At 74.6% G+C, this 24,009-nt stretch carries 24 protein-coding genes; 4 read left to right on the top strand and 20 right to left on the bottom strand.

Going from position 1 to position 24,009, the window contains the following annotated elements:
- On the bottom strand, window positions 1-1,893 hold the full coding sequence (locus tag ACYVI6_RS01115) for an AMP-binding protein (RefSeq protein ID WP_460444601.1): 1,893 nt from the start codon (window positions 1,891-1,893) through the stop codon (window positions 1-3).
- 56 nt (window positions 1,894-1,949) lie between these two features.
- Here ACYVI6_RS01115 and ACYVI6_RS01110 point away from each other — a divergent pair, with 56 nt between their 5' ends.
- Complete coding sequence (locus ACYVI6_RS01110) at window positions 1,950-2,339, top strand: PPOX class F420-dependent oxidoreductase (protein WP_284287571.1); 390 nt, start codon at window positions 1,950-1,952, stop codon at window positions 2,337-2,339.
- Window positions 2,340-2,342: 3 nt separating this feature from the next.
- Here ACYVI6_RS01110 and ACYVI6_RS01105 read toward each other — a convergent pair whose 3' ends face one another.
- The 8 genes from ACYVI6_RS01105 to ACYVI6_RS01070 form a co-directional block, all read right to left on the bottom strand.
- On the bottom strand, window positions 2,343-2,939 hold the full coding sequence (locus ACYVI6_RS01105; protein ID WP_460444600.1) for a DivIVA domain-containing protein: 597 nt from the start codon (window positions 2,937-2,939) through the stop codon (window positions 2,343-2,345).
- An 80-nt stretch (window positions 2,940-3,019) separates the two neighbouring features.
- Complete coding sequence (gene rlmN, locus ACYVI6_RS01100) at window positions 3,020-4,141, bottom strand: dual-specificity RNA methyltransferase RlmN (RefSeq protein WP_460444599.1); 1,122 nt, start codon at window positions 4,139-4,141, stop codon at window positions 3,020-3,022.
- Window positions 4,142-4,162: 21 nt separating this feature from the next.
- The gene (locus ACYVI6_RS01095) at window positions 4,163-5,107 is read right to left on the bottom strand and encodes a phosphatidate cytidylyltransferase (RefSeq protein WP_460444598.1); all 945 of its coding nucleotides are present in this window, start codon (window positions 5,105-5,107) and stop codon (window positions 4,163-4,165) included.
- Window positions 5,108-5,132: 25 nt separating this feature from the next.
- Window positions 5,133-5,690 carry a ribosome recycling factor gene (frr, locus tag ACYVI6_RS01090; RefSeq protein WP_460444597.1) on the bottom strand — a complete coding sequence of 186 codons (558 nt, stop codon included), beginning with the start codon at window positions 5,688-5,690 and terminating at the stop codon, window positions 5,133-5,135.
- Between the two features lie 65 nt (window positions 5,691-5,755).
- Window positions 5,756-6,520, bottom strand: a complete 765-nt coding sequence (pyrH, locus tag ACYVI6_RS01085; protein ID WP_460444596.1) for a UMP kinase — start codon at window positions 6,518-6,520, stop codon at window positions 5,756-5,758.
- Window positions 6,521-6,723: 203 nt separating this feature from the next.
- Window positions 6,724-7,551, bottom strand: coding sequence for a translation elongation factor Ts (gene tsf, locus ACYVI6_RS01080; RefSeq protein ID WP_284287578.1), 828 nt, complete (start codon window positions 7,549-7,551; stop codon window positions 6,724-6,726).
- 125 nt (window positions 7,552-7,676) lie between these two features.
- Window positions 7,677-8,648, bottom strand: a complete 972-nt coding sequence (gene rpsB, locus ACYVI6_RS01075) for a 30S ribosomal protein S2 (protein WP_460444632.1) — start codon at window positions 8,646-8,648, stop codon at window positions 7,677-7,679.
- A 187-nt stretch (window positions 8,649-8,835) separates the two neighbouring features.
- Window positions 8,836-10,212 (bottom strand): MFS transporter, encoded by a 1,377-nt coding sequence (locus ACYVI6_RS01070; RefSeq protein WP_460444595.1) that lies wholly within the window; start codon window positions 10,210-10,212, stop codon window positions 8,836-8,838.
- A 17-nt stretch (window positions 10,213-10,229) separates the two neighbouring features.
- Here ACYVI6_RS01070 and ACYVI6_RS01065 point away from each other — a divergent pair, with 17 nt between their 5' ends.
- Window positions 10,230-11,414: a pyridoxal phosphate-dependent aminotransferase gene (locus ACYVI6_RS01065; protein WP_460444594.1), complete on the top strand. Its 1,185-nt coding sequence runs from the start codon at window positions 10,230-10,232 to the stop codon at window positions 11,412-11,414.
- Between the two features lie 255 nt (window positions 11,415-11,669).
- Window positions 11,670-12,338, top strand: coding sequence for a M23 family metallopeptidase (locus tag ACYVI6_RS01060; protein ID WP_460444593.1), 669 nt, complete (start codon window positions 11,670-11,672; stop codon window positions 12,336-12,338).
- Here ACYVI6_RS01060 and whiG read toward each other — a convergent pair.
- From whiG to ACYVI6_RS01005, 11 genes are all read right to left on the bottom strand, one after another.
- Window positions 12,325-13,101 carry an RNA polymerase sigma factor WhiG gene (gene whiG, locus ACYVI6_RS01055; RefSeq protein WP_460444631.1) on the bottom strand — a complete coding sequence of 259 codons (777 nt, stop codon included), beginning with the start codon at window positions 13,099-13,101 and terminating at the stop codon, window positions 12,325-12,327. The genes ACYVI6_RS01060 and whiG overlap by 14 nt on opposite strands.
- Window positions 13,102-13,338: 237 nt before the next feature.
- Window positions 13,339-14,262 (bottom strand): tyrosine recombinase XerC, encoded by a 924-nt coding sequence (locus ACYVI6_RS01050; protein ID WP_460444630.1) that lies wholly within the window; start codon window positions 14,260-14,262, stop codon window positions 13,339-13,341.
- Between the two features lie 190 nt (window positions 14,263-14,452).
- A complete protein-coding gene (dprA, locus tag ACYVI6_RS01045; protein ID WP_460444592.1) occupies window positions 14,453-15,685 on the bottom strand; it encodes a DNA-processing protein DprA in 1,233 nt (410 codons plus the stop codon).
- 68 nt (window positions 15,686-15,753) lie between these two features.
- On the bottom strand, window positions 15,754-17,292 hold the full coding sequence (locus ACYVI6_RS01040) for a YifB family Mg chelatase-like AAA ATPase (protein ID WP_460444591.1): 1,539 nt from the start codon (window positions 17,290-17,292) through the stop codon (window positions 15,754-15,756).
- Window positions 17,292-17,648, bottom strand: a complete 357-nt coding sequence (locus tag ACYVI6_RS01035) for a YraN family protein (RefSeq protein WP_460444590.1) — start codon at window positions 17,646-17,648, stop codon at window positions 17,292-17,294. The genes ACYVI6_RS01040 and ACYVI6_RS01035 overlap by 1 nt, the downstream gene beginning before the upstream one ends.
- Window positions 17,649-17,863: 215 nt before the next feature.
- The gene (locus tag ACYVI6_RS01030) at window positions 17,864-18,484 is read right to left on the bottom strand and encodes a response regulator transcription factor (protein WP_460444589.1); all 621 of its coding nucleotides are present in this window, start codon (window positions 18,482-18,484) and stop codon (window positions 17,864-17,866) included.
- On the bottom strand, window positions 18,481-19,671 hold the full coding sequence (locus tag ACYVI6_RS01025) for a sensor histidine kinase (RefSeq protein WP_460444588.1): 1,191 nt from the start codon (window positions 19,669-19,671) through the stop codon (window positions 18,481-18,483). The genes ACYVI6_RS01030 and ACYVI6_RS01025 overlap by 4 nt, the downstream gene beginning before the upstream one ends.
- Before the next feature lie 53 nt (window positions 19,672-19,724).
- Window positions 19,725-20,519: an ABC transporter permease gene (locus ACYVI6_RS01020; RefSeq protein WP_460444587.1), complete on the bottom strand. Its 795-nt coding sequence runs from the start codon at window positions 20,517-20,519 to the stop codon at window positions 19,725-19,727.
- On the bottom strand, window positions 20,516-21,514 hold the full coding sequence (locus tag ACYVI6_RS01015) for an ABC transporter ATP-binding protein (protein WP_460444586.1): 999 nt from the start codon (window positions 21,512-21,514) through the stop codon (window positions 20,516-20,518). Before ACYVI6_RS01015 ends, ACYVI6_RS01020 begins: the two co-directional genes overlap by 4 nt.
- Before the next feature lie 121 nt (window positions 21,515-21,635).
- Window positions 21,636-23,033 (bottom strand): glycine--tRNA ligase, encoded by a 1,398-nt coding sequence (locus tag ACYVI6_RS01010; protein WP_460444585.1) that lies wholly within the window; start codon window positions 23,031-23,033, stop codon window positions 21,636-21,638.
- A 105-nt stretch (window positions 23,034-23,138) separates the two neighbouring features.
- Complete coding sequence (locus tag ACYVI6_RS01005) at window positions 23,139-23,462, bottom strand: antibiotic biosynthesis monooxygenase family protein (protein ID WP_460444584.1); 324 nt, start codon at window positions 23,460-23,462, stop codon at window positions 23,139-23,141.
- Between the two features lie 172 nt (window positions 23,463-23,634).
- Here ACYVI6_RS01005 and ACYVI6_RS01000 point away from each other — a divergent pair, with 172 nt between their 5' ends.
- Window positions 23,635-23,976: a DUF6703 family protein gene (locus tag ACYVI6_RS01000; RefSeq protein WP_460444583.1), complete on the top strand. Its 342-nt coding sequence runs from the start codon at window positions 23,635-23,637 to the stop codon at window positions 23,974-23,976.
- Window positions 23,977-24,009: the final 33 nt, after the last annotated feature.

Raw genomic sequence — 24,009 nt, 5'->3', positions numbered from 1 at the left:
TCACGAGCGCAGCACGCCGGCGAGCGCGTCGAGCACCGCGGCGTCCTCGATGGTGCCGGGCACCGCGGGGCTGCCGCCGTCGGCGATCTCGCGCATCGTGCGGCGCAGCACCTTGCCCGAGCGGGTCTTCGGCAGCGCGGCCACCACGTCGACCCGCTTCAGCGCGGCGACGGCACCGACCTCGTCGCGTACCCGCTGCACGCACTCGGCGGCCACCGTCGCGTCGTCCCAGTCGCCGCCCTTCAGCACGACGAGCGCCCGCGGCACCTGCCCCCGCAGCTCGTCGGCGACGCCGATCACCGCGCACTCGGCGACCGCGGGGTGACCGGCGATCGCCGCCTCCAGCGCACCGGTCGAGAGCCGGTGCCCGGCCACGTTCAGGACGTCGTCGGTGCGGCCCATCACGAACACGTAGCCGTCCTCGTCGACGTACCCGCCGTCGCCGCTGAGGTAGTACCCCTCGTGCGCCGACAGGTACGACGCCACCATGCGCTCGTCGTCGTGCCACAGCGTCGGCAGCGTGCCGGGCGGCAGCGGCAGCCGCAGGCAGATCGCCCCCTCGGTGCCGGGCGGCACCTCCTGGCCCGCCGGGTCGAGCACCCGCACGTCGTAGCCCGGCATCGGCACGGACGGCGACCCCGGCTTGACCGGCAGCGGGTCGAGACCGCGCGGGCTGGCGCAGATCGGCCAGCCGGTCTCGGTCTGCCACCAGTTGTCGACCACCGGCACCCCGAGCCGCTCCCCCGCCCAGTGGTAGGTGTCGGGGTCGAGCCGCTCGCCGGCCAGGAACAGGGTGCGCAGCGACGACAGGTCGTGCGCGGCCATCAGCGCGCCGTCCGGGTCGACCCGCTTGATCGCCCGGATCGCCGTCGGCGCGGTGAACACCGCCGACACCCCGTGCTGCTCGACCACCCGCCAGAACGCCCCGGCGTCCGGCGTGCCGACCGGCTTGCCCTCGTAGAGCACGGTCGTGCAGCCGGTGAGCAGCGGCGCGTAGACGATGTAGGAGTGGCCGACGACCCAGCCGACGTCGCTCGCGGTGAACCACACCTGGCCCGGCTCGACGCCGAACACGTTCGTCATGCTCCAGCGCAGCGCCACCGCGTGACCACCGTTGTCGCGCACGATGCCCTTGGGCCGGCCCGTCGTCCCGCTCGTGTAGAGCACGTACAGCGGGTCGGTGGCGGCGACCGGCACGCACTCCGCCGGCGGCACCGCGCCCTCCTTGGTGACGGCGTCCCAGTCGTACCAGTCCGGGTCGACCTCGCCGGGCACCTGCGGCCGCTGCAGCACCACGACCGACTCGGGCCGGTGGGTGCTGCGGGCGAGGGCGGCGCGCAGCAGCGGCAGGTACTCGACCGTGCGGCTCGGCTCGATGCCGCCGCTCGCTGCGACGACGACGGTCGGCCGGGCGTCGTCGATGCGGGCCGCCAGCTCGGCCGGCGCGAACCCGCCGAAGACCACCGAGTGCACCGCGCCCAGCCGCGCGCAGGCCAGCATCGCGACGACCGCCTCGGGCACCATCGGCATGTACACGACCACCCGGTCGCCGACGCCGACCCCGAGCGCGCGCAGCGCCCCGGCGAACCGCGCGGTGCGGTCCAGCAGCTCGGCGTAGGTGATGGTGCGCACCGTGCCGGTCACCGGCGAGTCGTGGATCAGCGCGGGCTGGTCGGCGCGGCCCGCGATCACGTGCCGGTCGAGCGCGTTGAAGCAGGTGTTCAGCCGGGCGTCGGGGAACCAGCGCGGCAGCGGCGACGTGCTGCGGTCGAGCACCTGCGTCGGACGGCGCACCCAGTCGACCAGCCGCGCGGCCTCGCCCCAGAAGCCCTCCGGATCGCGCAGGCTGCGGTCGTGCGCGGCGCGCCAGGCGCCCGTCGTCGCGTCACCCATGCCTCGCATCCTGCCGTGCCCCTGCGCGCGGCGCACCTGCCTGCCAGGCTGTGCCGGTGAGGTTCGAGCCGAGTGCCCTGCCCCCCGACGTCCTGACGTTCCTGCGCGAGCGGCACCTGGCCACGCTCACCACGCTGCGCCGCGACGGCAGCCCGCACGTGGTGCCCGTCGGCTTCACCTGGGACGACGAGGCGCACGTCGCGCGCGTCATCACCGGCGGCGACAGCGTCAAGGCGCGCAACGCGATGCGCGGCGGCCGGGCGGCGCTGTGCCAGGTCGACGGCCGGCGGTGGCTCACCGTCGAGGGCGCGGTCGGCGTGCTGGTGCACCCCGACCAGGTGCGCGACGCCGAGCAGCGGTACGCCGGGCGCTACCGGGTGCCGCGCGAGAACCCGGCGCGCGTGGTGATCGAGGTGCGCGTCGACGGCGTGCTCGGGTCGCTGTAGCTCCTACGCGCCGACGCGGCCGATGATCGCGACGACGCGGTCGAGGAACCGGTCGACGGCGTCCTCGCTGTAACCCCGGCCGCCGCGCCGGGTGCGGAAGACCGCGGAGCGCAGCTGGTCGACGGTGAGCGGGGCGCTGCCGTCGAAGTACTCGGCGACCAGGTCGCACAGCTCGTCGACCTGCTCGACGTCGTAGGCGTGCGCCAGGAACGAACCACGGGCGAAGCGGTCGCCGTGCGGGCGGGCGAGCCGCGCCCGCAGCACCTGGGCCTGGCTGGTGACGTCGCCGACGAACTTGCGCTCGCCGAGCGCCGTGCGGGCCTGGTCGCGCTCCTCGCCGGCCGCGATGTCCTCCAGCCGGTCGAGCTCGGCGTCGACCGCCTCGACGTCGTACCCGCCCAGCCGCAGGTCGAAGCCCGCTCGCCGCACCTGCTCCGCGGTCAGGTGGGTGCCCAGCGCGCGAGCCAGGAAGGCGTCGACCTGCCCCACCGCGTACCCGCGACGGTGGCGCGGCACCCGGGCGAACCGCGGCTCGTGGCCGGACGCCGAGGGGGCGGCGGGTGCTCCGGCCGCGCGCTCGTCGGACTGCGACGTCGTCACGGCGCACAGCCTCTCACGCGGGCCGCTCGCGGCCGTGCAGGTCGCGGTGTCGAGCCGCGGTCGCGGTGTCGGGCCGCGGCTCAGCCCTTCGGGGCGGCGGCAGCGAGCTGGCCGCAGGCGCCGTCGATGTCCTGGCCGCGGGTGTCACGGATCGTGGTCGGCACGCCGCGCGCCCGCAGCGCCTCGACGAACGCGTGCTCGACGCGCGGGTCGCTCGCCGTCCACCTCGACCCCGGCGTGGGGTTCAGCGGGATCGGGTTGACGTGCACCCAGCCGCGGCCGCGGGCGTTCAGCAGCTTGCCGAGCAGGTCGGCGCGCCACGCCTGGTCGTTCACGTCGCGGATCAGCGCGTACTCGATGCTCACCCGGCGTCCGGTGGTCTCGAAGTACCGGCGGGCCGCGTCGAGGGCCTCGCCGACCTTCCAGCGCGTGTTGATCGGCACCAGCTCGTCGCGCAGCTCGTCGTCGGGCGCGTGCAGGCTCAGGGCGAGCGTCACCGGCACGCCCTCCGCGGCCAGCTTGTCGATGGCCGGCACCAGGCCGACCGTCGACATCGTGACACCGCGGGCGCTCAGCCCCAGGCCGTCCGGCGCGGCGTCGGTGAGCCGGCGGATCGCGCCGATCGCGGCCTTGTAGTTGGCCAGCGCCTCGCCCATGCCCATGAACACCACGTTCAGCCGGCGCCGGTCGCCGCCGTGCCGCTCGGCGACCTGGCGAGCGCCCCACACCACCTGGTCGACGATCTCGCCGGTCGACATGTTGCGGGTGAGCCCGGCCTGACCCGTGGCGCAGAACGGGCAGTTCATGCCGCAACCGGCCTGGCTGCTGATGCAGATCGTCGAACGGTCGCGGTAGTGCATGAGCACGCTCTCGACGAGCGCGCCGTCGAACAGCCGCCACAGCGTCTTGACCGTCTCGCCGTGGTCGGCCTCGCGGGTGCTCACCGGCGTGAGCAGCGTCGGCAGCACCTGCGTCACCAGCTCGGCGCGGCCGGCGGCGGGCAGGTCGGTCATGTCGGCCGGGTCGTGGGCCAGCCGCTCGAAGTAGTGCGTCGACAGCTGGCGCGCGCGGAACGCGGGCACGCCGAGCTCGCGCACCGCGTCGGCGCGCTCGTCGGGGGCGAGGTCGGCCAGGTGCCGCGGTGGCTTGGCCCGCCGCGGGGCGGTGAACGTCAGGGTGCCGGGGGTGGGGAGCGAGGTCATGGCCCCTCCAGTGTCCCCCAGTCAGCGCGTGGAGACGAACGTGTGCAGGATCGCCCAGGCGATCGGCGCCGTCATCACCAGCGAGTCGAGCCGGTCGAGCACGCCGCCGTGGCCGGGCAGCAGCTGGCCCATGTCCTTGATGCCGAGGTCGCGCTTGATCATCGACTCGCCCAGGTCGCCCAGCGTCGCGGTCAGCACGGTGGCCAGGCCGAGCAGGGCGCCGGCCCACGCCGGGCCGTCGAGCAGCAGCCAGACCAGCAGCGTGCCGCCCACCACGCAGGCCAGCACCGAGCCGCCGAACCCCTCCCACGACTTCTTCGGGCTGACGCTGGGCGCCATCGGGTGGCGGCCGGTCAGCACGCCCGCGGCGTACCCGCCGACGTCGCTGCACACGCAGACCGCCACGAACACCAGCACCCGGCGTGCACCGTCCGGCTCGGCGAGCAGCAGCACCGCGAACCCGGCCAGCAGCGGCAGGTAGGCGGCGGCGAAGACCCCGCCCGCGACGTCCGGCAGCGCACCCACCGGCCCCTCGGCGGCCCGCCACACGACGACCCCGAGCGCGGTGAGCAGGAAGCACACCGACAGCCCCTGCCCGCCGGCGGTGTACGCGGCGACCAGCATGCCGACGGCACCGACCGCCACCGGCACCACGGGGACGCGCACGTTCCGCTGGGCCAGCGCCTGCTGGAGCTCGACGAGCGCCAGGCAGACCGCGGCCACGACGACCCCGACGAAGACCTGCTTGCGGACGAACAGGCTGGCCACCACCACGGCCCCCAGGCCGAGCCCGACGCCGATCGCGACGGGCAGGTTGCGCCCGGCCCGGCCGGCCGACGCCCGAGCCGCCACCCGTGCCTCCCGGGCGGCGCGCCGGGTCGCCGGCGTCTCCTGCGGGATGGGCTGGTCACCGCCCGGCGCCGTCACCGGCGGCTCGGACGTCGGCGGGGTCGCCTCGCTCGTCACCTCGTGCACCTGTCGGACCCGCCGCTCAGACCGCGAGCAGCTCGGCTTCCTTCTTCTTCAGCAGCTCGTCGACGGTGTCGACGTGCTGCTTGGTGAGCGACTCGAGCTCCTTCTCGGCGCGCTGACCCTCGTCCTCGCCCACCTCGCCGTCCTTCACCAGGCGGTCGAGCTCCTCCTTGGCGCGGCGGCGCACGTTGCGCACCGACACCTTGGCGTCCTCGCCCTTGCCGCGGGCCAGCTTGATGTAGTCCTTGCGCCGCTCCTCGGTGAGCTGCGGCAGCACGATGCGGATGACGACGCCGTCGTTGGCGGGGTTGACCCCGAGGTCGGACTCGCGCAGCGCCTTCTCGATCTCGGTCATCGCCGAGCGGTCGTACGGCGTCACCAGCACGGTGCGCGCCTCGGGGATCTGCAGCGAGGCGAGCTGCTGCAGCGGGGTCGGCGCACCGTAGTAGTCGACGGTGATCTTCTGGAACATCGCGGCGTTGGCGCGGCCGGTGCGGATGGCCGCGAAGTCGTCCTTGGCCACCTCGACGGCCTTGTCCATCTTCTCCTCGGCATCGAGGAGGGTCTCGTCGATCACTGCGGCTCCCAGGTTCGGCTCGGTCGGCTGCTCACGGTCGGGCGTCGGTTCGCGGCCCCCCCGGGTCAGCCGGCGAGGACGCGCGTGCCGATCCTCTCACCCCGGATCGCACGGGTGACGTTGCCATCGCCCTCCATGCCGAACACGACCATGGGCAGCCGGTTCTCCATGCACAGGCTGAACGCCGCGGCGTCCACGACCTTCAGGCCCTGCTGCAGCGCGTCGGCGAACGTCACCTCGTCGAGGCGCGTCGCGGTGGCGTCGAGGCGCGGGTCGGCCGTGTAGACGCCGTCGACCCCGTTCTTGCTCATGAGGACGACGTCCGAGCGCGTCTCGAGGGCGCGCTGGGCGGCGACGGTGTCGGTGGAGAAGAACGGCAGCCCGGCGCCGGCGCCGAAGATGACGACCCGGCCCTTCTCGAGGTGCCGGATGGCGCGGCGCGGGATGTACGGCTCGGCGATCTGGCCCATCGTGATGGCCGTCTGCACGCGCGTGTCGACGCCCGCCGACTCCAGGAAGTCCTGCAGCGCCAGGCAGTTCATGACCGTGCCCAGCATGCCCATGTAGTCGGCGCGGGTGCGGTCCATGCCGCGCTGCTGCAGCTCGGCGCCGCGGAAGAAGTTGCCGCCGCCCACCACGACCGAGACCTGCACCCCGCTGAGCACCGCGCTCGCGATCTGGTCGGCGACGCCGCGCACGACCACGGGGTCGACCCCCACGCCGCCCCCGCCGAACGTCTCGCCGGAGAGCTTCAGCAGCACCCGCTCGTAGCGGCCCGGGTCGGGCCGCACGGACAGGTCGTCGATGGTCGGGTCGGCGCTGGTGTCCACAGGCGTCCTGTCGGGTTCGAGGGCGTGGGTCGGCGTCGAGTCTGCCCTACCCGGTCGCGTCGCGGCGAACCGCACCCCACGGTCGACGGCCGTCCGGGTGACCTCCGGTGACGTCCGGGGCGGCACCACACGACGAGGGCCCCGACCGCGCTGCGGTCGGGGCCCTCGGGTGGTGCGGTGAGCCGGGTGCGGCTCGTCGTGCGTCAGGCGCCGACGCGGAAGCGCGCGAAGCCGAGCGCCTTGACGCCGGCCTCGTCGAGCACCTGGCCGACGGTCTTCTTCGAGTCGCGGGCGAAGGCCTGCTCGACGAGCACGCTCTCCTTGAAGAACCCGTTGACGCGGCCCTCGACGATGCGCGGGAGGGCGGCCTCGGGCTTGCCCTCCTCGATCGCGGTCTCGCGGGCGATGCGCTGCTCGGTCTCGACCGTCTCGGCCGGCACCTCGTCGCGGCTGAGGAACTTCGTGGCCGGGAAGGCGGCGACGTGCATGGCGACCTCGCGGGCCACCGGCGTCTCGCCGTCGGTCGCCACGAGCACGCCGACCTGCGGCGGCAGGTCGGGGCTGGTCTTGTGCAGGTACGACGCCACGTAGGCACCCTCGACGCGCGCCACGCGGCGCACCTCGATCTTCTCGCCGATGGAGGCGTTGGCCTCGTCGAGCACCTCGCGCACGGTCTTGCCGTCGAGCGTGGAGTCGAGCAGGGCGTCGGCGTCCTGCGCCTGGATGGCGACGGCCTGGTCGAGCACGCGCTGCGCGACGACCTGGAACTTGTCGCCCTTGGCCACGAAGTCGGTCTCGCAGTTGACCTCGACGATCGTGCCGGCGCCACCGTCGACGTGGACGGCGACGAGCCCGTTGCTGGCGTCGCGGCCCTCGCGCTTGGCGACGCCCTTCTGGCCCTTGATGCGCAGGATCTCGGTGGCCTTGGCGCGGTCGCCGTCGGCCTCGTCGAGGGCCTTCTTCACGTCGAGCATGCCCGCGCCGGTCTCGCCGCGCAGGGCCTTGATGTCGGCGGCGGTGTAGTTCGCCATCGTCTGTCAGCTCTCCTGTCTGGGTCGGTGCGGCTGCCGCGCCCCGGCCCCCGCCCCGGCGTCAGCCGGGGCGGAGGACCAGCGCGCGGTCCGCGCCTGGAAGGTGAACGGGTGCAGGGCCTGGATCAGGCCTGCGCCTCGGTGGCCGAGGTCTCGTCGGCGGGAGCCTCGGTGGCGGGCACCTCGGCGGGCTGCTCGGCCGACTGCGCGGTCTCGGCCTCGGCGGTGCCGGGCTCGGCACCCACCGTCGCCGGGGCGTCGGTCGCGGCCTCGGCGGCCTCGTCGACGGCCGCAGCGGCCTCGGCGGTCGGCGCCGGCTGGTCGGCGCCGGCGAGCAGCTCGCGCTCCCACTCGGCCAGCGGCTCCTCGGCGGCCCGGCCGCCGTCGGCCTCGGCGTCGCCCGCACCGGAGCGGGCCATGAGCCCGTCGGCGACGGCGTCGGCGACCACGCGGGTCAGCAGCGTGACCGAGCGGATGGCGTCGTCGTTGCCCGGGATCTTGTAGTCGACCTCGTCCGGGTCGCAGTTGGTGTCGAGGATCGCGACGATCGGGATGCCCAGCTTCTTGGCCTCGTCGACCGCCAGGTGCTCCTTCTTGGTGTCGACGATCCACACCGCGCTGGGCACCTTGGCCATGTCGCGGATGCCGCCGAGCGTCTTCTCGAGCTTGTCCTTCTCGCGACGCTTGATCAGCAGCTCCTTCTTCGTCATGCCGCTGGCGGCGACGTCGTCGAAGTCGAGCTGCTCGAGCTCCTTGAGGCGCTGCAGGCGCAGGTGGATCGTCTGGAAGTTCGTGAGCATGCCGCCCAGCCAGCGCTGGTTGACGTAGGGCATGCCGACGCGGGTGGCCTGCTCGGCCACCGGCTCCTGGGCCTGCTTCTTCGTGCCGACGAAGAGGATCGAGCCACCGTGCGCGACGGTCGCCTTGACGAACTCGTACGCGTTGTCGATGTACGTCAGCGACTGCTGCAGGTCGATGATGTAGATGCCGTTGCGCTCGGTGAAGATGAAGCGCTTCATCTTGGGGTTCCAGCGACGGGTCTGGTGCCCGAAGTGCACGCCGCTCTCGAGGAGCTGGCGCATCGTGACGACGGCCATGCCGACGTCCTCCTTCATGCTCGGTTGCCAGCACGGTGCCGGGTGGCACCCTGCTCCTGGCGCTCGCGACGCACCCCACCGGCTCCCCGGGAGACCGGGTGAGCGCGGACCGACGGTGCGCCCCGGCACGAGGTGCCGGTCTGCGGGCGCGCGAATTCGACCGGCCGAGGCTGGTCGTCCCGTCAGTCTACGCCAGGTCGAGCGGTGCCCCGGCCGGGTCGGTCGGCAGGTGCGGCAGCGGCACCTGGCCGGGCTGCGGCGATCCGGTGTCCGTCTGCGCCGGTCGCAGCCCGCGCACCGACGGCGCGCACGCCAGGGCCACCGCGTACGCCGCGCCCACGGCCGCCGCGACGAGCATCGTCGGCCGGGTGCCGACGTGGTCGGCCACCAGGCCGACCACCGCGAACCCGGCCGGCATGCCCACCGAGGACGCGAAGTAGTCGAACGAGCTGACCCTGCTCAGCGACGCCGCCGGCACCTGCTGGGCGAGCGTCGTCTCCCAGACGACGAAGAGCACGCTCACGCAGGCCCCGCACACGGCGATGAGCACGGCCACCGCCCAGACGGGGAGGCCGGTGCCGGCGACCACCGGCTGCACCGACCCGCCGACGAGCAGCAGGGCGCACCAGACCATGGGACGCCGCGGCCGGCTGCGCAGCGCGACGACGGCGCCGAGCACCGCCCCCACGCCGAACGCCGACGTGGTCACGGCCCACATGCCGGGGCCGCCGTAAGCCCGCTGCGAGACCACCGGCCCGAGCACGAGCAGCGCCGGGAGCGAGATCGCGTGGTAGATCGTGAAGCCGCCGAGCACCGCGAGCAGCCACCGCCGCGACGTCACCTCGCGCCAGCCGGCAGCCAGCTCCTGCACGAACCCGACCCTCGGTGCCGCCACGTGCCGGGCGACGCGCAGCCGCAGCAGGAACAGCGCGCTCACGACGAACGTCGCGGCGTCGACCGCGATGGCGACACCGGGGTTCGCGATGGCCACCAGCACCCCAGCCAGGAGCGGGCCCACGATCATCGACGCGTTCTGGCTCAGCCCGACCAGCGCGCTGCCCTGGCCGAGCCGCTCCCGGCTGACCACCTGCGGCAGCATCCCCGCGGCGGCGGGCTCGAAGAACGCCTGCGCGGCCCCGGCGGCGGCCGCCAGCACCGCGACGTGCCACAGCCGCGCCGTCCCGCTGAGCAGCAGAGCCGCCAGCAGCGCCTGCACCACCGCCCGCGCCAGGTCGCAGCCGAGCATCACCCGGCGCCGCTCGAGCCGGTCGGCCCAGACGCCGCCGACCAGCAGCAGCACCGCGAGCGGCAGCGTGCCGGCCGCCACGACGAGCCCGAGGTCGGTGGCGGAGCCACCCAGGTGCAGCACCGCGAACGCCAGGGCGACCGGCGTCATGCGGTCGCCCAGGTGGCTGACCGCCTGCCCGGACCAGTAGCGGCGGTAGGTCGGCTCCCCCAGCGGCCCGAACCTGGCCCGCCAGCCGGCACCTCCCCGGGCGCGCTCGACGTCGACGCCGTCCGTCGGTGCGTCCTGGTCGCTCGGCACGGGATCCGGCTCGCTCACCGCCGTAGTGTCGCGTCATGGACCCCACCGTGCGCACCCCGTTCCTGGTCGAGCGGATGCGGGGCTTCGGCACGACGATCTTCGCCGAGATGACCGCGCTGGCGCAGCGCACCGGCGCGATCAACCTGGGGCAGGGGTTCCCCGACACCGACGGGCCCACGGCGGTGCTCGAGGCGGCGGTGGCGGCGGTGCGCGGCGGGCGCAACCAGTACCCGCCCGGCCCTGGGGTGCCCGAGCTGCGCGAGGCGGTCGCCACGCACCAGCGCCACTGGTACGGGCTCGACGTCGAGCCCGACGCCGTGCTGGTGACGGCCGGCGCGACGGAGGCGATCGCGGCGTGTCTGCTCGCGCTCGTCGAGCCCGGGGACGAGGTGGTGCTGCTCGAGCCGTACTACGACTCCTACGCCGCCGCCGTCGCGCTGGCCGGCGGGGTGCGCCGCACCTGCGTGCTGCGGGGCCCTGACTTCGCGCTCGACGAGGCGGAGCTGCGGGCCGCCTTCAGCGAGCGGACCCGGGTCGTGCTGGTGAACTCGCCGCACAACCCGACCGGCACGGTCCTCACGCGGGCCGAGCTCGAGCTGATCGGGCGGCTGGCGGTCGAGCACGGCGCGATCGTCGTCACCGACGAGGTGTACGAGCACCTGCTGTTCTCCGACGGTCCGACGGGCGGCGAGCACGTGCCGATGGCGACGCTGCCGGGCCTGGCCGACCGGACGCTGACGATCTCCTCCGCCGGCAAGACCTTCTCGGTCACCGGCTGGAAGGTCGGCTGGGTGCACGGGCCGCGCGAGCTGGTCGACGCCGTGCGCACCGTCAAGCAGTTCGTCACCTTCGTCGCCTCCGGCCCGTTCCAGCCGGCCGTCGCGCTCGGTCTCGGGCTGCCCGACGAGGTCTTCGTCGAGGGTGCTGCCCGGCTGCAGGCGGCCCGCGACCTGCTCTGCGAGGGGCTGCGTGCAGCCGGCCTCACGCCGGCGGTGCCCGCCGGCACCTACTTCGTGACGGTCGACGCCGCGCAGCTCGGCTACGACGACGGCCTCGACTTCTGCCGCCGGCTGCCCGAGCTCGCGGGCGTGGTGGGGGTGCCCGTGCGGGTGTTCCACGACGACCCCGACGCCGGCAGCTCGCTCGTGCGGTTCGCGTTCTGCAAGCGGCCCGAGGTGCTGCACGAGGCAGCGGAGCGGCTGAGCAGGCTGCGCGGCTGAGGCACTGCGGACGACCTGGACGGGGCCGCTCGACGGGTGACGTCGCGGCTGACGTCGCGGCTGACGTCGCGGCTGACGTCGCGGGTGACGAGGCACGTCGACGACCCTGCCCGCCGGCGCACCGCCGTGCTGTCGTCGCTCGTCCGCTGTGGACGACCGCTGTCGTCCACAGAGCCACCTGTGCAACCGCATGCCGAGTCCACAGCGGCGCGGCGGCGCCGGCGTCGTGCCTGCCGTCGGGGCAGGGTCGTCGCCGTGCCCCTCGTCACCGCCCTCGCCCCGACGCCGCTCGCCGCTCCGCTGCTGGCCGTCGCCTGCCTCACGGCGCCCGCCGTCGTCCCGGCCCCGCCGCCCACCACCATGCGCACGAGCGAGGTCGCACCGTCGTCCCGCACGGACCCGGCGCCGGACCTGGCCTCGAGGCCGACGGCGGGCGCTGACCTCCCGCTCGCGCCGGTCGGCCGTGCCAGGACCGCGCCGGCGAGCGGCTGGCGCTGGCCCCTCGAACCCCCCACGGTGCTCGCGCCGTTCCACCCGCCCCCCACGCCGTGGGGCGCCGGGCACCGTGGGGTCGACCTCGCCGCGACGGTCGGTCAGGTCGTGCGGTCGCCGGCGGCCGGCGTCGTCGCGTTCTCCGGCGTGGTCGCCGGCCGGGGGGTGCTGGTGGTGCGCACGGCGGCGGGCCTGCAGGCCGGGCTCGAACCGTTGTCGGAGCGGCTGCCGACGGGGACACCGGTACGAGCCGGCGAACGGGTCGGCGTGGTCGCCGCCGGCCCGGGTCACTGCCTGCCGGCCACCTGCGTGCACTGGGGCGTGCGGCGCGCCGGCGTCTACATCGACCCGTTGCAGCTGGTGCGGGCCGGGCCGCCGGTGCTGCTGCCCCTCGCCACGCCCGGCGCGGTCGGGCCGGTCAGCCGGCCGTGACCTCGGAGATCTTGCCCCGCAGCTGCAGAACGGCCTTGGTGTGCATCTGGCAGATGCGCGACTCGGTCACGCCGAGCACCTGCCCGATCTCGGCAAGGGTGAGGCCCTCGTAGTAGTAGAGGGTGACGACGATCTTCTCGCGCTCGGGCAGCTGGTTGATGGCGCGAGCGAGCAGGTACTTCGTCTCCTCGCCCTCGAAGGCCAGCACCGGGTCCTCGGCACCCTTGTCCTCGAGGGTGTCGCCGAGCGTGAGCTTGTCGCCCTTCTCGCCGCCGACGCTGAGCAGCTCGTCGAGCGCCACCACGTTGACGTACGAGACCTGGCTGAAGATGTGGTGCAGGTCGCCCACCTTGATGCCCATGCGCTGGGCGACCTCGGCCTCGGTCGGCGTGCGGTGCAGCTCGGCCTCGAGCTCGGCGTACGAGCGCTCGACCTCGCGCGCCTTGTGCCGCACCGAGCGCGGGATCCAGTCGATGGAGCGCAGCTCGTCGATGATGGCGCCGCGCACCCGGGAGATGGCGTACGTCTCGAACTTGATGGCGCGCTCGGTGTCGAACTTCTCGATCGCGTCGATGAGCCCGAAGATGCCGTACGAGACCAGGTCGGCCTGCTCGATGTTGGGCGGCAGGCCCACGCCGACGCGACCCGCCACGTACTTCACCAGCGGCGAGTAGTGGAGGATGAGCTTCTCGCGGAGCGCCGGGTCGGCGGTCGTCTTGTAGGCCCGCCACAGCTCGGCCACCGCAGCCGCGTTCGCAGCCACCTGCTCGGCCTTCGCGGCTGCCGCGGCCTCGGCGGCAGCCTCTGCCGCGGCCTCCGCCGTCTGGGCCGCCTCGGCGGTCGCGACCTCGTCCGCGTCGGGGTCCTCGACGTCGAGGTCACGGTGCGCGTGCTCGGTGGTCACGTCGTCCCCCTGCTCGTGGTCTGCGTGGTCGTCGATCGGCGCCACATCATCACCCTCGACCCGACCGCGTGCGACCCGGGGCCGCGAACCTGCGCGTCACGCGCGCGGGTGCGCCTGCTCGTACGTCGCCCTCAGCCGTTCGATCGAGACGTGGGTGTAGACCTGCGTCGTCGCGAGCGTAGCGTGACCGAGCAGCTCCTGAACGGCTCTCAGGTCAGCTCCCCCCTCGAGCAGGTGGGTGGCCGCCGAGTGCCGCAGCCCGTGCGGGCCGAGGTCGGGTGACCCCTCGACGTGCTGGAGCAGCCGGTGCACCGCCTCGCGCACCTGCCGCGGGTCCGCGCGCCGACCGCGTCGGCCGAGCAGCAGGGCCGGCCCGCTGTGCGCCTGCGCCAGGCGCGGTCGACCCTTCGCCAGCCACAGCTCGACCGCCGCGGCGGCCGGCGCCCCGAACGGCACCGTGCGCTCCTTGCGTCCCTTGCCGAGCACCCGCAGCGTGCGCCGCGTCAGGTCGACGTCGTCGACGTCGAGACCGACCAGCTCGCCCACCCGGATGCCGGTCGCGTACAGCAGCTCCAGGGCGACCAGGTCACGCAGGTGCAGCGGGTCGTCGTCGTCGGCCCGGACGGCGGCGACCTCCAGCAGCTGCGCGGCCTCCCCCTGCCGCAGCACGGCGGGCAGGGTGCGGTCGCGCCGCGGCGCCGCCAGCCGCACGGACGGGTCGATCTGCAGCCGACCGGTGCGAGCTGCCCACGCGCAGAACGTGCGGGCGGCCGCGGCCCGCCGCGCCAGCGTCGAGCGCGCCTGTCCGGCCGCGGCCAGGGAGGCAAGCCAGCCGCGCAGCAGCGGGAGGTCGACCGGGCCGGCGGGGCCGGCGGGGCCGGCGGGGCCGGCGGGGCCGGCGGGGCCGGCGGGGCCGGCGTCCACGAACCGCAGCAGCGAGCGCACGTCGGACAGGTACGCCCGTCGCGTGTGCTCCGACCGGCCGCGCTCGGCTCGCAGGTGCACCTCGAAGGCCGCCAGCGCGTCCTCGCCCCACGCGGAGAGCCGCCGCTCGGCTGCGTCACCGCGCGACGGGGTGCCGGTCGACGACCTCGGCTCGGGGGGCACCGGCTCACGCTACGGCGCACCCGACCGCTCGTCGGCGCGACGCTCCGGCGCGAGACGGGTCGGGCCGGTCCGCGACTCGCGCCGGCGCGGTGGGTGGAGCGGTTCACGGTCCGAGCCCGGGTCGAGCGCCGTCCGTGGCGACCCCTGCCATGCGCTCGACCTGCCGCTCGTTCGCGGCGTTCCACCGCTGCTCCCTCGAGGGCCGGGCCGGTCGCACGACGCGCCACCCCGTGCCGTGCCGTTCGGCCAGACCCAGCAGGTCGAGCCGGCCGAGGGCCGCCTGCGTCGTGGCCGGGTCGAGGCCCGCGGTCGCGCACAGCCGGTCGACGGGTCGTCCAGCGCGCACCGGCAGGGCGTCGAGCACGCGTCTGGTCACCGGGTCGAGGTCGTCCTCCGGCCGGTCGGTCCCGTGCGGCGCCTCGGCCGCGTCGTCACCGATGCGGCCCAGCAGGTCGACCACCTCGTCGGCGTCCGACACCAGCACCGCCTGCTGAGCGCGCAGCAGCGCGTGGCAACCTGCCGACGCGCTGGAGGTGACCGGCCCGGGCACGGCACCGACCGGACGACCGAGCCGCGCGGCCGTGCGAGCGGTGTTCAGCGACCCGCTGCGCACCGCGGCCTCGACGACGACCGTGCCGGTGGAGACTGCCGCGATCAGCCGGTTGCGCTGCAGGAAGCGCACCTTGGTCGGCGAGCAGCCCGGCGGCACCTCGCTCACGACCGCCCCGTCCTGCACCAGTCGCTGCATGAGCACGTCGTTGCCAGCGGGATAGGGCCGGTCGAACCCGCCGGCCACGAAGGCCACGCCCGACCCCGCGGACGCCAGCCCGCCTCGGTGCGCTGCGGCGTCGATGCCGTAGGCCAGCCCGCTCACGACGGTGAACCCTCGAGACGCCACCCCGTGCGCCAGCTCGCCCGCCACGTGCTCGCCGTACGAGGTCGCGGCCCGCGCGCCGACCACGGCGACCGAGCGGTCCGCGAGGGCACCGAGATCAGCCGGCCCCCGCACCCAGAGACACAGCGGTGGGCAGCGCAGCCGGTCCAGTCCGGCCGGCCACTCCAACGTCCCCGGCAGCACCACCCGGCCGCCGAGCCGCACCGCCTGGTCGACGTCCCGCTCGGGGTGCAGGTCGGGCACCCGAGCGCGGTAGCGCGCCATCCACGGCACGTCGCGCTCGAGCAGCGCCCGCAGCGCCTCGCCCGCGCCGACCTCGCGAACAAGCGCGTCGACCTTGCCGTCGCCGGGTTCGATCAGCCGGCTCCAAGCCACGCGCGCCCACCGGTCGTCGTCCGCCAGCTGCAGCAGGCGCCTGGTGCCGCACCCGTTGTGCCGCACGGATCGCACCACAGCGGGCGCTCCGGTGAGGGGCCCGCCCGCGCCCGAGCCAGGCGGCTCCTGCGCGGTCACGCCGCCAGGCCCGTCGGGTTGCGCAGGCTGAACGCCGCGCCGACGTCGTCCGCCGTCGGCGCGGTGCCACCACGCAGGTCGGTCACGGTCCAGGCGATCCGCAGCACCCGGTCGTAGCCGCGGACGCTGAGGGTGCCCCGCTCGAGCGCACCGTCGAGCAGCGACGTCACGTCGGGCGCGCACCGCCAGGGGGCGCGGCGCAGCTCCGTGCCGGGCGCGTGGGCGTTGAGCAACCACCCGGTGCCCGCCCAGCGCTCCTGCTGCGCCGCCCGTGCGGCGCGCACCCGTGCCGCGACCGACGCACTGGCCTCGGGTTGCTCGTCGGGCGACAACGCCGCGCGGGTCACCGGCAGCACGTGCACCTGGATGTCGACGCGGTCGAGCAGCGGTCCGGACAACCGCTGCAGGTAGCGCCGGCGCACCGTGGCGCTGCACTCGCAGCGAGCCGTCGGCGTGGTCGCCATCCCGCACGGACAGGGGTTGGCCGCGAGCACGAGCTGGAACCGCGCCGGGTAGCGGGCCGTGCCGTGCGCACGGTGGATCACCAGCTCACCGGACTCGAGCGGCTGGCGGAGCGCGTCGAGCACCCTCCGATCGAACTCGGGCGCCTCGTCGAGGAACAGCACTCCCCCGTGCGCGAGCGACGCCGCGCCGGGCCGTGGCGAGCCCGACCCGCCGCCGACGACCGAGGCCGGGGTCGCGCTGTGGTGGGGGTCGACGAACGGCGGTCGCTCGACCAACCCCCCGCCGGCCGGCAGCTCGCCGGCGAGCGAGTGCACGGCCGTCACCTGCAGCGCCTCGGGCTGCGGCAGCTGCGGCAGCAGCCCCGGCAGCCGGCTGGCCAGCAGCGTCTTGCCGGAGCCCGGCGGCCCGAGCAGCAGCACGTGGTGGCCGCCCGCAGCGGCCGTCTCCAGGGCCCACCTGGCCTCGAGCTGGCCCACCACGTCCGCGAGGTCGAGCGGGTGACCGGCCGGCGCCGTCGCGGCGGCCGGCGGGGCGTCGTCGAGCGGCTCTGGTGGCAGCTCACCGCGGTACCACCCGACGAGCGCCGCCAGGCTGCTCGCGGGCTGCACCCGCACACCGGGCACGAGCGCCGCCTCGCGGGCGTTCGCGGTGGGCACCACGACCCGCCGCGCCCCGGCCCGGGCCGCGGCGACGACCGCCGGCAGCACCCCGCGCACCGGCCGCAGCCGCCCGTCGAGCCCCAGCTCCCCGAGGTGGACCACGCCGTCGACCGCGGCCTGCGGCACCTGCTCTGCGGCGACCAGCACCGCCACCGCGATGGCGAGATCGAACCCGGTGCCTGCCTTGGGCAGCGAGGCGGGTGACAGGTTGACGGTCAGGCGCTGCATCGGGATGGGCACCTGCGAGTTGGCGCAGGCGGCGCGGACCCGGTCGCGCGCCTCGCCCAGCGCCGCGTCGGGCAGGCCGGTCACGGTGAACGCGGGCAGGCCGCTCGCCACGTCGGCCTCCACGTCGACCACGTGACCGTCGATGCCGGCGAGCGCCACCCCGAGGGTGCGGCCCAGCGCCATCACGCCACCCCGCGCAGGTGCTCGACCTGGGCGGCGCCGCGGGGCTGGCAGAGCACCGAGACGACGTCGATGCGCACGCCCGCCGAGTGCGAGCCGGACACCGCGAGGTAGCACCCCGCCAACCGCCGCAGGCGCCCGAGCTTGCGCCAGGTGATCGCCTCGACCGGCAGGCCGAAGCGGGTCGACCGGCGCGTCTTGACCTCGCACACGACGAGGCAGCCGCCGTCGCGGGCGACGATGTCGATCTCCCCGTGCTCGCAGCGCCAGTTGCGCCGCACCACCTCGTACCCCTGCTCGACCAGGTGCCGTGCGGCGACGTCCTCGCCGTACCGCCCGACCGCGTCCTTCGCCGCCACCGCGACCACCTCCGGCCGACCACACTGGCCCGTCGCTCACGGGGCGGGGCGGCGGCGGCGACTCGCTGTGGACGGCGGGCCGGCAGGCCGCTGCTGTGGACGACGAGCTGTGGACGACCAGGCGCTCGTCCACAGCCTGCCGCTGCGGGTCACCGCCGGGCGGCGCGACCGCCATCGTGGCCGTCATGCAACCGAGCCCGCACCGCCCGTCCGCGTCAGGTCAGCAGCCAGCCGTGCGCGTCGGCGATGCGCACCGCCTCGGCCCGGGTGCGCGCACCGGTCTTGCCGATCGCCGACGAGAGGTGGTTGCGCACCGTGCCCTCCGACAGGTGCAGGGCGGAGGCGATGTCGGCGACGGTGCCGGCGGAGCGGGCGGCCAGCAGCACCTCGTGCTCGCGCCGGGTGAGCGGGCTCTCGCCCACGGCCAGCGTCTCGGCTGCGAGCGACGGGTCGACGACGCGCAGCCCGGCGTGCACCCGGCGCACGGCGTCGGCCAGCTGGCGGGCGGGCGTGTCCTTGACGACGAACCCGCTCGCACCCGCCTCCATGGCTCGGCGCAGGTACCCGGGCCGACCGAAGGTCGTGACCACCAGCACGCGGCAGGCGGGGAGCGCAGCGCGCAGGGCCGCGGTGGCCGTGATGCCGTCGACCTCGCCCATCTCCACGTCGAGCAGCGCGACGTCGGGGCGGCTGGCGCGCGCGGCCTCGACCACCTGCGCGCCCGACGACACCTCCGAGACCACCTCGAGGTCGGGCTCGAGCTCGAGGAGCGCCGCGAGGGCGCCGCGGACGAGCGCCTGGTCGTCGGCGAGCAGCAGCCTGATGGCGTCGCTCACGCCGGCACCTCGACGCGCAGCAGGAACCCGTGGCCGGCGGCAGGGCCGACGACCAACCGGGCACCCTCGCGCGCCACGCGCTCGCGCAGACCGTCGAGCCCGTGGCCCTGCCGGCGGCCCGACGCGTCGGCAGACGGTCCGCACCCGTCGTCCTCGATCTCGACGGCGCGCGGCCCGAGCCGGACGACGCAGGAGGTGGCCCCGCTGTGACGCACCACGTTCGTGACCCCCTCGCGCACCGCCCACGCGTAGAGCTCCCGCCACCGGCTGGGCACCGCCTCGACCGCGCTGGGCAGGTCGGCTCGGATGCCGGCCGCCTCGAGCGCGGTCCGCGCTCCGGCCAGCTCGCTGGCCAGCGTGACGCCGCGCATGCCGCCGATGGTCGAGCGGACGTCGGCCAGCGCCTCTCGCGCCAGACGCTCGACGTCGGCGATCTCGGCACCTGCGCGCTCGGCGCCCTCGGCCTGCGCCATGCGACCGGCGAGCTCGGCCTTGATCGTGATGACCGTGAGGCTGTGCCCGAGGATGTCGTGCAGGTCGCGCGCCATCCGTCCGCGCTCCTCCGCGACCGCCAGGCGCTGGATCTGCTCGCGCGCCTGCACCAGCTCGGCGTTGCGCGAGATCACCTGCGTGATGCCCCAGGCGGCGAAGCACGACACCAGCACCTGGAAGGCGAAGAAGTTGTCGGCCTGCCAGCCGGGGACGACGCGCGGGACCACCTCGGCGGAGACGGCGAGCAGCGTGACGACGGCGACCGCTGCCCGCGTCGGCAGGGTCATGGTCGCTAGCACGCCCACGTAGATCAGACCGGCGACCACGTTGTCGCCCGCGGCGGGTGCGGCCAGCGAGAGCAGCAGCAGCATGGCCGCCAGCACGACCACGACCCGCCGCAGCGCACCCGGCTGGCCGCGGCGGGCGGGCCCGACGGTCGCGATGCCGAGCACGAAGCACGCGGCGAAGAGCAGCAGCGCACCGAGGCCGAGCCACCGCACACCGGCCGGGCGGTCCCAGATGGCCGCGACCGGGTACAGCAGGTAGATCAGCCACGGCGACCCGAACAGCAGGGGCCGCCAGCGACCGATCGGACCGGTGTCGACGGCCCGCCGGTCACCGGGTCGCTCGCGCGCCGACGGCGCCACCGGGGACGGCTGCGGTGCCGAGGTGCCCGGCGCGTCGACGGTGCCCACGGACCACACGGTAGAGGTCCGGGGCGCCGTCGACGCCGGGGTGCCGCGAGACGTCACACGCGCGCCGTGTCGCGCCGGAACCGCCACACGGCGCCACCGACGAACACCACGGCCCACGCCAGGACGTTGGCCAGCGCCGTCCAGGTCAGGCCGTCGCCGGTGAGCGGTGCGCGCGAGAGCGAGCCGAGGCCGTTCATCGGCGTGAACCGCGAGATGTCGGCGAAGGCGGAGTCGTCGTCGAGCGGCACGAACAGGCCGCCCGCGAACGCCAGCACGGCCAGCACCGGACCGAGCACCTGCATGACGTTCTCCGCCGGCAGCAGGTACCCCGTGAACAACCCGAAGGCCGCGAAGACCAGGGAGCCGAGCCACCCGATGACACCGCAGGCGAACCACACGTGAAGGGGCATCGACGCGTGCTCGAACCGACCGACGACGAACACGACGACGACCGCGGCCAGACCCATGGCCATCGCGACGACCACCTTGGTGAGCACGTACGCGATCGGGCTGAGCGGGGTCAGCCGCAGCTGCCGGCTCCAGCCCTGCGCCCGCTCGACGCTGACCATCGCGCCGCCCGACGTGGTCGCGAGCATGGCCCCGTAGACGGCCATGCTCACCATCACGTAGGCCGTCACGTTGCCGTGCGGCAGGCGTTCGGTGCGGTAGCGCTCGCTGGTGCCGAAGATCAGGAAGAACACCGGCGGCATGATCAGCGTGAAGACGACGGTGCGCCGGTTGCGCAGCAGCCGTCGCAGCTCCAGCCCCAGGTAGGTGAGGCTGAAGCCACCGCCGCGCGGCGCGTCGGCGGGCCGGGGGCCGGCGGTCGTCCGGGTGACGGTGCTCATGCGGGGCTCCGAGGGGTCTGGGGACGCTGGGTGGGTGGCTCGACGGTGGGTCCGTGGTCGGCGGTCAGGGCGATGAAGGCGTCCTCGAGCCCGGACGACGTGATCTCGAGGTCGTGGGCGGCGGTGCGCTCGAGCAGGAACCTCGCCACCGCGTCGGAGTCGGCCGCCCGCACGATGACCCGGTCGCCGCGCACCTCGACGCGCTCGACGCCCGGCAGCCCGGCGAGCGCCGCGTCGTCCGCGCCCGGGAGGGTCGCCGAGACGACGCGACCGGACGCGAGGTTCTTCACGGCGGCCGCGCTGCCGTCGGCGACCACCTGCCCGCGGCTGACGACGACCACGCGGTCGGCGTATGCGTCGGCCTCGTCGAGGTAGTGCGTGGCGAACAGCACCGTCCGCCCCTGCCGCGCGTCGGCGCGGATCGCGGACCAGAAGTCGCGACGGCCCTCGACGTCCATGCCGGTCGTCGGCTCGTCGAGCACCAGCAGGCGCGGGTCGGGCAGCAGGGCCAGTGCGAAGCGGAGCCGCTGCTGCTGCCCGCCGGAGCAGCGGCCGACCCGGCGGTCGGCGATGTCAGCGATGCCCGCCCGCTGCAGCACCTCGTCGACGTCGCGGGCGCCGCGGAACAGCGACCGCATCATGCGCACCGTCTCGCCGACCGTGAGGTCCTTCAGCAGGCCGCCGGTCTGCATCACGGCTGCGATCTCGCCGCGCCGCACCGCCTCCCGGGGGTCGTGGCACATCACCTGCACCACGCCGGACGTCGGGTCCGACAGCCCGAGCACCATGTCGACGGTCGTGGTCTTGCCGGCGCCGTTCGGCCCCAGGAAGGCCACGACCTCTCCCGGCTCGACGCGCAGGTCGATGCCGCGCACCGCGTGCACGTCACCGAAGCGCTTGTGCAGGCCCTGCAGCAGCAGGGCGGGGACGTCGGAGCCGGGCTGCTCCCTCGCCCCCGTGGTCTCGGACGTCGTCCGCTCGGCAGTGGTGTCCATGCCGACCAGCGTGCAGCCGGGACCGCAGCCGCTCAGGGGCCCGTCGTCACCGATGCCCCATGACGGGTGTCACGGTCGCGACCGTGCGACGACCGCCTGCCGGCTCGTGACGAGGACGGGCTCAGCAGCCGACCAGGCGCTGGGCGAGGTAGCCCTCCACCTGGTCGAGGGCGACGCGCTCCTGGCTCATCGAGTCGCGCTCGCGGATGGTGACCGCGTGGTCCTCGAGCGTGTCGAAGTCGACGGTCAGGCAGAACGGGGTGCCGATCTCGTCCTGTCGCCGGTAGCGGCGGCCGATGGCGCCCGCGTCGTCGAAGTCCACGTTCCACGAGCGGCGCAGCACCGCGGCGAGGTCGCGCGCCTTCGGCGAGAGGTCGGCGTGGCGCGACAGCGGCAGCACGGCGGCCTTCACCGGCGCGAGCCGCTTGTCGATGCGCAGCACGACGCGCTTCTCCAGGACGCCCTTGGCGTTCGGGGCCTCGTCCTCGGTGTAGGCGTCGAGCAGGAACGCCATCATCGAGCGGCCGACGCCGGCCGCAGGCTCGATGACGTAGGGCACCCAGCGCTCGTTCTTGCCCTGGTCGAAGTACGACAGGTCGACGCCGGAGTGCTTGCTGTGCGTCGTCAGGTCGAAGTCGGTGCGGTTCGCGATGCCCTCGAGCTCGCCCCACTCGCTGCCGGCGAACCGGAACCGGTACTCGATGTCGACCGTGCGGGTCGAGTAGTGGGAGAGCTTCTCGGTCGGGTGCTCGAACAGCCGGAGGTTCTCGGGGTCGATGCCCAGGTCGACGTACCACTGCATCCGGGTGTCGATCCACGTCTGGTGCCACTCGGCGTCGGTGCCGGGCTCGACGAAGAACTCCATCTCCATCTGCTCGAACTCGCGGGTGCGGAAGATGAAGTTGCCGGGCGTGATCTCGTTGCGGAAGCTCTTGCCCTGCTGGGCGATGCCGAACGGCGGCTTCTTGCGCGCGGACGTCGAGACGTTCAGGAAGTTCAGGAAGATGCCCTGGGCGGTCTCGGGGCGCAGGTAGTGCAGACCCGACTCGTCCTCGACGGCGCCGAGGTAGGTCTTCAGCAGACCGCTGAACGAGCGCGGCGGCGTCCAGGCGCCCCGCGTGCCGCAGTTGGGGCAGGCGACCGTGGACAGGTCGACGTCGTCCGGGTTCCCGAGGTGCTGCTTCTCGGCGACCGCCTCCTGCAGGTGGTCGGCGCGGAAGCGCTTGTGGCAGTGCTGGCACTCGGTGAGCGGGTCGGTGAAGGTCTCGACGTGGCCGGAGGCCACCCAGGTCTCGGTCGGCAGGATGACCGAGCTGTCGAGGCCGACGACGTCGTCTCGACTGGTCACCATCGAGCGCCACCACTGGCGCTTGACGTTCTCCTTCAGCTCGACGCCGAGCGGGCCGTAGTCCCAGGCCGACTTGGTGCCGCCGTAGATCTCGCCGCAGGGGAACACCAGACCTCGCCGCTTGGCGAGGCTGACGACGGTGTCGATGCGGGAGGCGGGCTTGGCGGCCACGGGCGGATCACTCCATCGGTGAGTCGGGCAGCGCCGGGCTGGCGGCTCGGCTGCGGCCTGCCAGCCTATCGGCCGCTCCGGGGGCGCCTCGACCGCGTTCGGCGGCTAGCGGCTCGGCGAGCGGTCGCTGTCGAAGTCGGCCAGCCCGTCGGGACCGCCCTCCACGAGCACCTCGTAGGCGGACGGCTCGTCGAGCGCGTGGTACATCACCGGCACGGCGCGCATCTTGACGTCGTACGACGAGAGCCCGCGGCGGTAGGCGCCCGCGCTGTCCCACTCGGTCTGCAGCAGCCACCGCTCCGGCTCGTCCATCGAGCGCCCGACGTGACCGCGGCGGCACCCGCGCTGGGCCTGCAGCGCGTCGAGCGCCTCGCGAGCCCGCTCGCGGAAGGTCGTCGCCTCCGCCTCGGGCACGACGTACCTGGTCACCACGACGAGCGACACACGCACCTCCGGGAGCTGGACGGGCTGGGCGTCGGAGCGGCCACCGGGCGGGCGGCCCAGCGGGCGACCCGGCGGGCTGCCGCCTCGGGCGGACGTCGTGGGTGGCGACGCGACGCCTGCGAGGATGGCACGTCACCGTCCACGACCCGGAGCCGACGTGCCTGCAGCCTCGAGACCGCCCTCGCGACACACCGTCACCACCACCACGCCGTCGTCCCGCACGCGGGCCGCGGTCGAGCGGGCCAGCCGTCCGCTGCTGACCCGGCTGAGCGGCGGGCACCGGGCGATCCCGTTCCTGCTGGTGCTCGCGCTGATGGTGGCTGGCGTCTTCGTCGGCGGCGTCCCGGGTGCGCTGCTGGTGCTCGTCGTGGTGCTGTTCATCGGCTGGCTGCTCTACCTCGGCTGGCCCGCGCTGACGACGGCCGAGCGGATGGGCCGCTTCGCGGTGCTCGCCGTGGCGGTCGCGGTCGGGGTGGTGCAGCTCTTCCCCCGGGGCTGACGCCCGCGGGATTGACAATCATTCTCATTTGCG

It is taken from the genome of Angustibacter aerolatus (genome assembly GCF_054776675.1).
Note: the sequence above shows the minus strand (reverse complement) of the source record. Positions and strands in the feature narration are given on the sequence as shown.